This is a genomic window from uncultured Fretibacterium sp., from assembly GCF_938030725.1.
GTDB lineage: Bacteria > Synergistota > Synergistia > Synergistales > Aminobacteriaceae > Fretibacterium.
Genome location: NZ_CALHIQ010000183.1, coordinates 1 through 9,715, shown reverse-complemented (window position 1 = coordinate 9,715; position 9,715 = coordinate 1). Strand labels below are relative to the sequence as shown.

5 protein-coding genes are annotated in these 9,715 nt (G+C 67.0%); 4 read left to right on the top strand and 1 reads right to left on the bottom strand.

The features are described 5' to 3' along the window. From Q0629_RS09965 to Q0629_RS09955, 3 genes are all read left to right on the top strand, one after another. Positions 1–2,877 (top strand): DUF2339 domain-containing protein (locus Q0629_RS09965; protein WP_298782037.1); only part of this gene is annotated, 2,877 nt, incomplete at its 5' end. A gap of 5 nt (positions 2,878–2,882) precedes the next feature. Continuing rightward, positions 2,883–4,301: a DUF3999 family protein gene (locus Q0629_RS09960; RefSeq protein WP_298782034.1), complete on the top strand. Its 1,419-nt coding sequence runs from the start codon at positions 2,883–2,885 to the stop codon at positions 4,299–4,301. A gap of 116 nt (positions 4,302–4,417) precedes the next feature. After that, a complete protein-coding gene (locus Q0629_RS09955) occupies positions 4,418–5,383 on the top strand; it encodes an Rpn family recombination-promoting nuclease/putative transposase (RefSeq protein ID WP_298782031.1) in 966 nt (321 codons plus the stop codon). Positions 5,384–5,577: 194 nt separating this feature from the next. Here the strand turns inward: Q0629_RS09955 and Q0629_RS09950 are convergent, their stop codons facing one another. After that, positions 5,578–8,130 (bottom strand): DNA polymerase, encoded by a 2,553-nt coding sequence (locus tag Q0629_RS09950; RefSeq protein ID WP_298782029.1) that lies wholly within the window; start codon positions 8,128–8,130, stop codon positions 5,578–5,580. Between the two features lie 190 nt (positions 8,131–8,320). Between Q0629_RS09950 and gltX the strand changes: the two genes are divergently transcribed. Beyond that, positions 8,321–9,664 (top strand): glutamate--tRNA ligase, encoded by a 1,344-nt coding sequence (gene gltX, locus Q0629_RS09945; RefSeq protein WP_298782027.1) that lies wholly within the window; start codon positions 8,321–8,323, stop codon positions 9,662–9,664. Positions 9,665–9,715: the final 51 nt, after the last annotated feature.

Sequence of the window (9,715 nt, the reverse complement as noted above, 5' to 3'; positions counted from 1 at the left end):
ATCCTGGCGCCGTTCCTGATCTTAGGAAAGGTGGGCGATGGAACGGAGCGCCTGAGCCGCCGCATCACGGCGCTGGAGAAGGCGATCGATGCGATGCGGCAGGGCTCGCTCCCGATAGAGGCCTCGAAGGAACAGCCCTCCGTCACGCCCCTCTCCGAGGAGCGACCCGCCATCCCTCCCCTGTCCGAGGAGCTGCCGCCGGCCTCTCCTCTGCCGGAGGCGCCGCCCTCTGTCGAAACTCCCGTGGAAGAAGTGTCCATTGACCTCGGCTTGCCGAAGGGGCTGGAAGTCTCCCTCGAGGCGCCGGAGCCTTCCGAACCTCTCCGGGAAGCTCCTGAGGCGCCCGCCGTCGAGGAACTCCCCGTCGCAGCAGCAGCCCTCCATTCCAACAGTCTCAACGACCCCAACGATGCCAACGGTGCCCGCGACGGCGTTTCGTCGTCCCGCCAACCCGGCTCCGTCGCCGTCGCGTGGTCCCGCCTCCTCACCTGGCTGATCGACGAGGGGAACATCTGGGTCTGCACGGGCGTGCTCCTCTTCCTCGTGGGGTTCGGCCTGCTCTTCAGCTACGCGGTCCACCTCGGCCTGCTGACCCTGGAGATGCGCCTGACGGGTGCCGCCGTCACGGGACTCCTTATGGTGGCCTTTGGATTCCGTATGAGGCTGAGGCGTCGTGCCTACGCGCTGGTCCTTCAGGGAGGCGGCATGGGCGTGCTCTACCTCGTCGTGCTGGCTGCCGCGAAACTCCATTCGGCCTCCACCAACGTGCCCATCCTGCCGGAGGGGCCGGCCATTGGGGCGATGCTCTTCCTCTCCGTCGTCACCGTCGTCCTGGCGCTGGTGCAGGACTACGAGCCCCTGGCGCTCTTTGCGATCTTGGGCGGCTTTGCCGCCCCCCACCTGCTTCAGGTGGGCGCCCGTAATAATCCCGTAACGCTCTTCTCCATCTGCACGCTGTTGAACTTCGAGATCCTGGTCATCGCGTTCCGACGCCGCTGGCGCCTCCTGAACCGGATGGGTTTCCTCCTCACCGCCGGCATTGCCCTGTTCTGGGGCCAGCGCAACTGGAGGCCCGATCTCTTCTCTGCGGTGGAGCCCCTCCTGTTGATCTTCCTTGCAACCTACACGCTGATCACGCTTCGCTTCGCGATGCGCCGTGCCGAAGGGGAGCCCTCCGACGCCGCCGATATGCCCCTGACCGTCCTCATCCCCTTCGTCTTCTTCTTCCTGCAGTCCCACGCAGCGGGACACCTCGCCTACGGCACGGCCTCGACCTGCCTGGGGCTTGGGGTGTGGTACCTGATCTTAGGGGTCTGGCTGCGCCAAAGGGGGGAACGGTATCAGCCTGTGGTCTGGCGTCTCTTTGCCGCGCTGAGCATCCTGTTCTCAAACCTCGTCCTCCCTTACGCCTTCGAGCGCGTGCTCTCGTCCGCCGTGTGGGCGGCCGAAGGGGCGTTCCTGGTCGTCGTGGCCTGTCGTTACGGAAGCCTGAAAGCCCTGCTGGGCGGAATTCTTCTGCAGGTCGGGGCCCTCTGCCTCTACGCCCCCGAACTGGTTCGGGTCGACCTGACGGTCGATTCGGCGCTGAGCCCGATCCTCGCCAGCGGCGTCCTGTTCGCTGCCGCCCTCTGGTGCAGCGGCTTCTGGGTCACGCGCTTCCGGCTGCGAGAGGAAGGCCTCCCTCATGGCACCCGATGGGAACGCCAGGCGTCGGAGTTTCTCCGTTCAAACGTACACTCGGCCTGCGTCATCCTATCCTGGGTCCTGACGGGCATAGGGGCCCTGTGGTGGTGGGGGACCATGGGCGACCAGGTGCCTCGCATCGGGCTCCCCTGGCTCTCGGCCTTCCCGGTCGTCTGCCTGACCGCCCTGGCCGCCTGTTGGGCCTCCCTGCGCCTCGACTGGCGTGCGGCCCAACTCCTCCTGTTCGGCCCGCTGATCGCCGGCATCCTTTGGGTCTTCGAGACGCTGCCTTTCGTCCTGCGCCCCGTGACCCTGGACTTCTTCGGCATCGGGCGCAGCCTGACGGCGAGCGCCATCGTCTACGCGGCGACGATCGGGCCGTCGCTTCGCCTGCTGTACCAAACGAAGGCCGGCTTTCGAGGCATCGAAATCTTCCACTTCGCCGCAATCCTCGTGGGGCTGAGGCTGGCCGACATGGCCCTGGAGCAATGGGGGTTCCGCTGGGGAGGGGACTGGGCGCAGTTGCTCTCGCTCCTGCCCCTGGCGGCGCTGTTGCTCCACGTGTCGCGGGCGCGGGAGCGCTCGGCCTTCGCGGGGAGCCCCAAATCCCTGGCCTTTGCCACAGCGCTTCCCCTGCTGCTGCAACTGCCCGCTTTCGTCGACAGCTTCAAGTGGAAGGGGACCGCCGTCGGCGGGCTGTTCGTCCCCCTGTTGAACCCCCTCGAACTGTGGCAGGCGATCTTCATCCTGTCCTGCGTCCTCTGGTTCCGCTGTTCCTTCGTCAAGGACGGCCGCCCGTCCCGTCCCCTGCGGCAGGGGCTCTGCGGGTTCCTGTTCGTCTGGGTCAACCAGGTCGCCGCGCGGGCGGCGTGGTGGTACTCGGGCGAGGCCTTTACCTCGATCTGGATGGTGCTGAGGACGTCGCACTGTCAGGGGATCGTCGCCATCCTGTGGGGCGTCCTTGGCCTCGCGGGTATCCTTCAGGGGAAGCGATTGAGAAGCCGTTCGCTCTGGCGTGCGGGCGCGGGGCTGCTGGCCGCGGACATGGTCAAACTCCTGCTCGTCGATCTGAACCGCAGCGCCACCCTGACCCGCATCTTTGCCTTTCTGGTGCTGGGAGGCCTGTTTTTGCTGATCGGCTGGGCCGCGCCGCTGCCTCCCAGGGAGACGGTTGCAGATCAAGGGAAGGAGTGAGAACGATGCTCAGGAGCGAGTTGCCGGCGCGTCGGGCAGCGACATTCCTGCTGGTGCTGATCTTCCTGCTGCCCTGCGGGGCCTGGGGCGCGATCCCCCAAAAGCCGGTTTTGCTGGAAGATTTCGTTCATGCGAACGAGTTGACGGGGCAGGAGCTTGGCGGAGCGTTCTGCAGGGTCTCCATCCCTCAGGAGGTCTACGGCGGGCTGGTTCAGTCTCAGAACTGCGACCTTGCCGTCTTCGACTCGACCGGAGAGGTCGTCCCCTTCGTCGTGATCTCGGAGGCCGCGAACTCCGAAGCGCCGCCGGCGCGCGTCGAGGCGTCCGTGCCGTTCTTTGAGCTCCCTCAAGAGGACGGAGGGGGCGCGGAGAGGGCTTTGCCCGCGGACCTCTCCGTTCGGGTCGACGCGGACGGCCGCATCGTCGCGCTTCGGGAACGGCGCCCGCACGATGGCGGGGCCGATCGCAGCTATCTCCTGGACCTCGCCGCCATCGCGTCGGGCGGAGCTCCAGGCTCGTACCGGCTGAACCTCCAGACCGCCGGGGAGGCGGCACTGAACGCAAAGGCCGACGTCCTCCAGAGCGAAAACCTGCGGGACTGGAACGCGGTGTGTTCCGACATGCCCCTGCTCCGACTCCGCAGGGGGGACGCGCGCCTCGACAGAAGCGAGATCGAGCTGCCCCGGCGTCCAGGCCGCTACCTTCTGTTGAGGGTGCGCGGCGTGGACCCGACCTTCGCGCTCGCGGAGGTGCGCTGTTCCCGTTTGCTGCAGCGGAGGGCGTCCGAGGACGGGAGCGCCGAGTTCGACGGCGTGGCCACCCCGGACCACCGGGCGGTGGAGTACGACCTCGGTGGGGCGTTCCCCGTCACGCAGCTCGACTTCGTCCTGCAGGAGTCGGGGTTGTATGGGGCGCGTTGCTCCTCCCGCCCCGACCCGGGGACGCCGTGGCGCGCCGCCGGGTCGGCGGTGCTCTTCAGGGTGCGCGAGGCGGGGACCCTCCGGACGAATGCCGCCATGAGCGTTGGCCGGTGCGAAGACCGCTACTGGCGTCTGGACTTCGATCGGGACTTCTCCGCGGCGCCGCCCCGGCTGAAGGTGGGATGGCATTCCGGCACCCTGTACTTTCTGGCCCAGGGTCGGGCTCCGTGGATACTGGCCTACGGCAGCGCTCGAAAAGACCTGGCGCTGCAGAGCCCGTACCTGCTTCAGGACGTGCGGCCGAGCGCCGCCGTGGAGGCGAAGGTCGGCGCGCCCGTGAACCCCAATCCGGCGGGAGAGGGCCTGCGGGCCGGCCGCGACCGTCCGGACGGCGAATGGCAGCGTCGGCTGGTGTGGGGCCTTCTGCTCCTGGGGGCGGTGCTGCTCTCCACGATCGCATGGAAGCTGCTGCGCTCCGGATCGGGCGCGGGGAACCGAGACTAGATAAACGTAGCGGGCTCGGAAACTGAACGCCTCGACTTCAGAGGATGCCCCTCCGGTTTGCTGCTTCGTTGTGATATCATCGCAGTATAAAACGACGTTTCTGGGAGGTTGAGCGCATGGACGAGGAGAGCATCGGCAAGGAGGCCCTGCATTCCATCTACCCGGCAAAGGGCCCCGTGACGGAACAGCAGGTTGAAGAAGACCTGGAGCAGGGAAAGATTTACCGCCTCAACGATCGTTTCTTCAAGTTTTTGTTCGGCCGCGAGGAGCGCAAGCATCTGTTCCTGGACCTCGTGAACTCCCTTGTGTTCCCGGACGGAAGCGCGGGCTTCACGAGTTTCGAGTACGCCAATCGCGAACTCTCCGCCACGCGGGAGGCCGGCAAAAACGTCTACCTCGACATCGTGGCCGGCATGGCGGACGGCACGCAGGTGGAGGTCGAGGTGCAGGTGAGGAACAGGAACGACTATCCCCAGCGTTCCGCCTATTACCTGAGCACCCTGCACGCCTCTCAGATGAGGGCCGGCGATTCCTACCTGGACCTGAGAAAGACGATCTCGATCCACATTCTGGCGTTCAGCCTGTTTGCGGGAGATCGTTTCCGCCGGGCGTTCAGCCTGTGCGACGAGGAGACGGGGGAGAGGCTGTGCGAGGATTTGAGGCTGGTCTACCTGGAGGTGCCGAAGTACGTCCGACAGGGGGCGCCGCGGAACCGTCTGGAGTACTGGCTGCTGTATCTTGCAGGAATGGAGGCGAAGAAGATGCCTGAGGCGATGGTGCAGGACCCGATGATCGGCGAGGCTCTTGACCTGGAGAGGCTGTTTTTGCAGAACCATGAGGAGCGTCTGCGCTACATTTTAAGCTACAAGGCGATGGTGGACGATCTGACGATCGAGGAAACGATCCGCCGGGCCGCCAGGGCGGAAGGGCTTGCGGAAGGAGAGGTCAGGGGTAAGGCTGAAGGCATCGCCGCCACGGCACGGCGGATGCTGGCCCGGGGCATTTCGCCTGAGCAGGTTGCCGACTTTACCGGGCTGTCCCTTGGCGAGGTCGAGGCGCTGAGGGCCAGGCCCGGAAACTGAACGCCTCGACTTCAAAGGGCAACCCCTCCGGTTCGCTGGCGCGAACCACCTCCCCTTGCAGGGGAGGCAAAAATGAAGAAGCGCGTTTTTTAGGCTCCCCGAAGGGGGACTGGGCTCGACCATCCGCACAGCCCCTCAAGCAGCCGAACTGTTTTTTAGGCTCCCCGAAGGGGGACTGGGGGGTTGTTTCGGCCCTACGCCTCTGCCAGGGAGCTTCCCGTTTTCAGCTGCACCTCGAGGGGCAGGGAGAGGGTGGCGGCGTTCATCATGATCTCCCGGAGCGAGCGCCCCACCTCCTCCGCCCTGGCGGCGGGGCACTCGCAGACCAGCGAGTCGTGGACCTGAAGAAAGAGGCGCACCTCCCCGTCGTGGCGGAACGCGCGGTCGAAGTCCACCATGGCCTTGCGGGCGATGTCCGCCGCCGTGCCCTGGATGGGGGTGTTCACCAGCACCCGGTCCAGCCCTCCCCGGCCCGGCGCGGTCACCTCGTCCACGGGCCGAATCCGCCCCGCCAGCGTGCGGGCGAAGCCGGCCGCGTGGGCCTCCTTCACGATGTCCTTCAGGAAGCTCTGCACACCGGGCAGCGCCTCGAAGTAGCGCTTCACGATCATGGAGGCCTCCCCGCGGGGCATGTCCAGCCGTTCCGCCAGGCCGAAGGCGCTCATCCCGTAGAGCAGGCCGAAGTTGATCATCTTCGCCACGCGCCGCAGCTCCGGCGTCACGAACTCCGGCGCCATGGAGAAGACCCAGGAGGCCGTTTCCCGGTGGATGTCCCTCCCGTTCCGGAAGGCCTCGACGAGGCGGGGCTCCCTCGACATGTGCGCCAGGACGCGCAGCTCGATCTGGGAGTAGTCCGCGGCCACGAACACGTTTCCCTCCCGCACGGGGACGAGGCCCCGCTTGATGCGTTCCGCCCACTGGCCGAAGGCGGGGATGTTCTGCAGGTTGGGGTCCCGGCTGCTGAGGCGTCCCGTGCCCGTGAGGGCGGGCTCGAAGGTGGTGTGGATGACGCCCTCCCCCTCCTCCGCCGCCTTCTGAAGCGGCACCACGAATCCGCTCTGCATCTTCGAGAGCTCCCGGTGCTCCAGCAGCAGGGCGGGCACCTCTCCTCCGGGCAGGCGGGCCAGGTGCTCCAACACGGCCGCACTGGTGGAGAAGCCCGTCTTTCCCTTGGTCTTCCCCTCCGGCGCGAAGCCCAGCTGGACGAAGAGAAGGTCCGCCACCTGCTTCGGCGAGTTCAGGTTGACGGCCGTCCCCGCCATGTCCTCCACCTGGACCTCGATGGCGCGGATCCGATCCGCCAGCTCCTCCTGAAGCGCAGCGAAGCGGGAGGGGTCCAGCCGCACGCCCCAGCGCTCCATTCTGAGCAGGACCGGAATGAGGGGCAGGTCGATCCCTTCCATCACATCGCGCAGCCCCTGGTGCCGGGCCATGGCCGAGTCCAACCCCTGCCGCAGCCGGAAGAGCGCGGGGGCCGGCGCCTCCCCCTCCGCAATCAGCGACGGGAACGTCTTCTCGGCGACGTCCGGGTGCAGCAGGTAGTGCGCCGTCCGCAGGTCCCACACCCCGACCTCCGGGACCGTCAGGCCGCGCGCGGCCATCGCCTTGCCGTCGTACAGCAGGAGCTCCGCCGGTCGCACCCGTTCCAGGAGGGCCAGCGCCTCCTCCCCGGAGCAGTCCGCGGCCCTGCCGTCCTCCGCGGCGACCTGCACCCGCCCGTCCTGCAGGGGGGCCATGGCCAGGACGGGCGGCCCCTGGGTACAACAGGCTTCCGCCAGCTCCGCCAGGGGCACGAACCGGACCTCCGGCCCCGCCGCAGGAGCCGCTTGGGTCGGCCCCGCCATGATGCGGCGGGCCACCTTCCTGAGCGCCAGACGTTCCGCGAGCGCCAGCGCGGCGGCGGGGTCCGCAGGGGCACTGAGGCACCGATCGAGGTCCAGGGGAACGTCGAGGCGCAGGCGGATGAGGTCGCGGGACCGCTGGGCCGCTTCGAGGCCGGAGGCCTCGAGCTTCTTTCGCACGGCGGGTCGGACCTCGCTCAGTCCGTCGAAGACCGCCTCCAGCGTTGGCCATCGGGAGATCAGCTCCCCGGCGGTCTTCTCGCCGATGCCGTCCACCCCCGGCACGTTGTCCGCCTTGTCGCCCAGGAGGGCCAGGTAGTCTGGAACGGAGGAGGGGGAGAAGCCCTTCTCCGCCTCGAAGTCGGCGGCGCTGTAGATCTCTGCCGACGAAACGCCGCTCTTGAGGGGCCGCATGATCAGGACCCCCGGTCCCAAAACCTGCATCAGGTCCTTGTCCGACGAGAGGAGCACCGCCTGCCATCCCTTCTCCGTCGCCCTCAGGGCCAGGGAGGCCATGACGTCGTCCGCCTCCACGCCGCTTTGGATCAGCAGGGGGTACCCCATGAGGCGCAGCAGCTCCTGAAGCAGGGGCACCTGGGCCTTGAACTCCTCCGGGCTCGGCTTGCGCGTGGCCTTGTACTGGGGCAGCATCTCGTGGCGGAACGTGGGGCCCGGCGCGTCGAAGGCCACGGCCACGGCGCGGGGCCTCACCTCCTCCTCCGCGAAGGACAGCATGTTCATGAAGCCCGTGAGCACGCCCGTCGGCGTTCCGTCCGGCGCGCTGAGCTCCTGACGCTCCATGGCGTAAAAGGCCCGGTAGGCCAGGCCGTGCCCATCCACGATCAGAAGCCTGTCCTGCCCCGCGTCGATCCTCTCGTCTATCCTGTCGCCTATGCTGTCGTGCATCGAAACCCAGAGCCCTCCGTCCAAAGCGCTTTCGGGGACCGGCCCTCTCCCGTCGGGGGCTTCACGGCCCTTCCCCACTTGCGCTATAATCTTTTAAGATACCATTATAGAGGATATCCGCCGCATCCGGCCACGAGCGCCGCCGGAACGGCCGTGCCGAATCCACGCTGTGGACATTGGAGGAAGGATCATGACGGAGAACAAAAACGTACGGGTGCGCTTTGCGCCCAGCCCAACGGGGGCCCTGCACATCGGGGGCGGGCACACCGCCCTGTTCAACTGGCTGTGGGCCCGCCACACGGGGGGACGTTTCATCCTGCGCGTCGAGGACACGGATCGAGCCCGCTCGACGAAGGAGTACGAGGAGACCATCATGTCCGGCATGAGGTGGCTGGGGCTGGACTGGGACGAGGGCCCGGACCAGGGCGGCGACTACGGTCCCTACCGCCAGTCCGAGCGACTGGACCTGTACCGGCAGTACGCCCGGCAACTGCTGGACGAGGGCAGGGCCTACCGCGACGGGGAGGCCATCGTCTTCAAGGTGGAGCCGGGGCAGGACGTGTCCTTCGACGACTGCGTCTACGGGCGCATCGAGAGCATGAGCGACGGGCTGAAGGAGAAGGACACCGGAAAACTCAAGGACATCGTACTCATCAAGAGCGACGGAATGCCCACCTACAACTACGCCGTCGTGGTGGACGATCACCTGATGGCCATCACCCACGTCATCCGGGGCGAGGACCACATCTCCAACACGCCAAAGCAGATCCTCATCTACCGCGCCCTGGGGTGGGAGACGCCGCGCTTCGCCCACCTGCCCATGATCCTGGGCAGGGACAAGAAGAAGCTGAGCAAACGGCTGGGAGCCACGAGCGTCTACGAGTATCGGGACCTGGGGTACATGCCGGACTCCGTGTTCAACTTCCTGGCGCTCCTGGGCTGGTCTGCCGGCGATGACCATGAGATCTTCACGCGCCAGGAGGCCGCGGACCTCTTCGAGCTGTCGCGCGTCACCCGCAAGCCCGCGGTGCTGGACGTGGACAAGCTGAACTTTATCAATCAGGAGCACTTGAAGCGGCTGGATCCCATGACGCGCCTCGCCATGGTGCGCCCCTTCTGGGAGGCCATGGGGCTGCCGGTGAAGGAGCACGGCGACGAGTGGCTGGCGGAGGCCCTCACCCTGATGGAGGGACGCGGCCGCACGGCCAAGGAGATGGCGGAGTTCACGGACTATTTCCTGTCCTTCGAGCCGGTGAAGGCCCGCTGGGACGGCAGCGCCCTCACGGCGGACGAGCGGGGGCTCTTGAAGGAGTTCTTCTCCGCCATGACGGGCCTGGCCGACTGGACGCCCGCTGGCCTTGAGGCCTTTGCGCGGAGCTGGACCGCCGAGCGAAACGTGAAGATGAAGGACTGTGCCATGCCCCTGCGCTGGGCGCTGACGGGCATGAAGGTCAGCCCCGGCATCTTCGACGTGGCCGTTCACCTGGGACGGGACGAGGTGAAGCGGCGCCTGTCCCACTATGGGTTGAATTAAAATGGGGCTACGCCCCAATCCCCACGCGCTTCGCGCGGCCTGATGAAGTTT

Excerpts from the sequence above, each read along its gene's own strand:
- Q0629_RS09960 (WP_298782034.1), top strand. The coding sequence starts at position 2,883 with ATGCTCAGGAGCGAGTTGCCGGCGCGTCGGGCAGCGACATTCCTGCTG.
- Q0629_RS09955 (WP_298782031.1), top strand. The coding sequence starts at position 4,418 with ATGGACGAGGAGAGCATCGGCAAGGAGGCCCTGCATTCCATCTACCCG.
- Q0629_RS09950 (WP_298782029.1), bottom strand. The coding sequence starts at position 8,130 with ATGCACGACAGCATAGGCGACAGGATAGACGAGAGGATCGACGCGGGG.
- gltX (WP_298782027.1), top strand. The coding sequence starts at position 8,321 with ATGACGGAGAACAAAAACGTACGGGTGCGCTTTGCGCCCAGCCCAACG.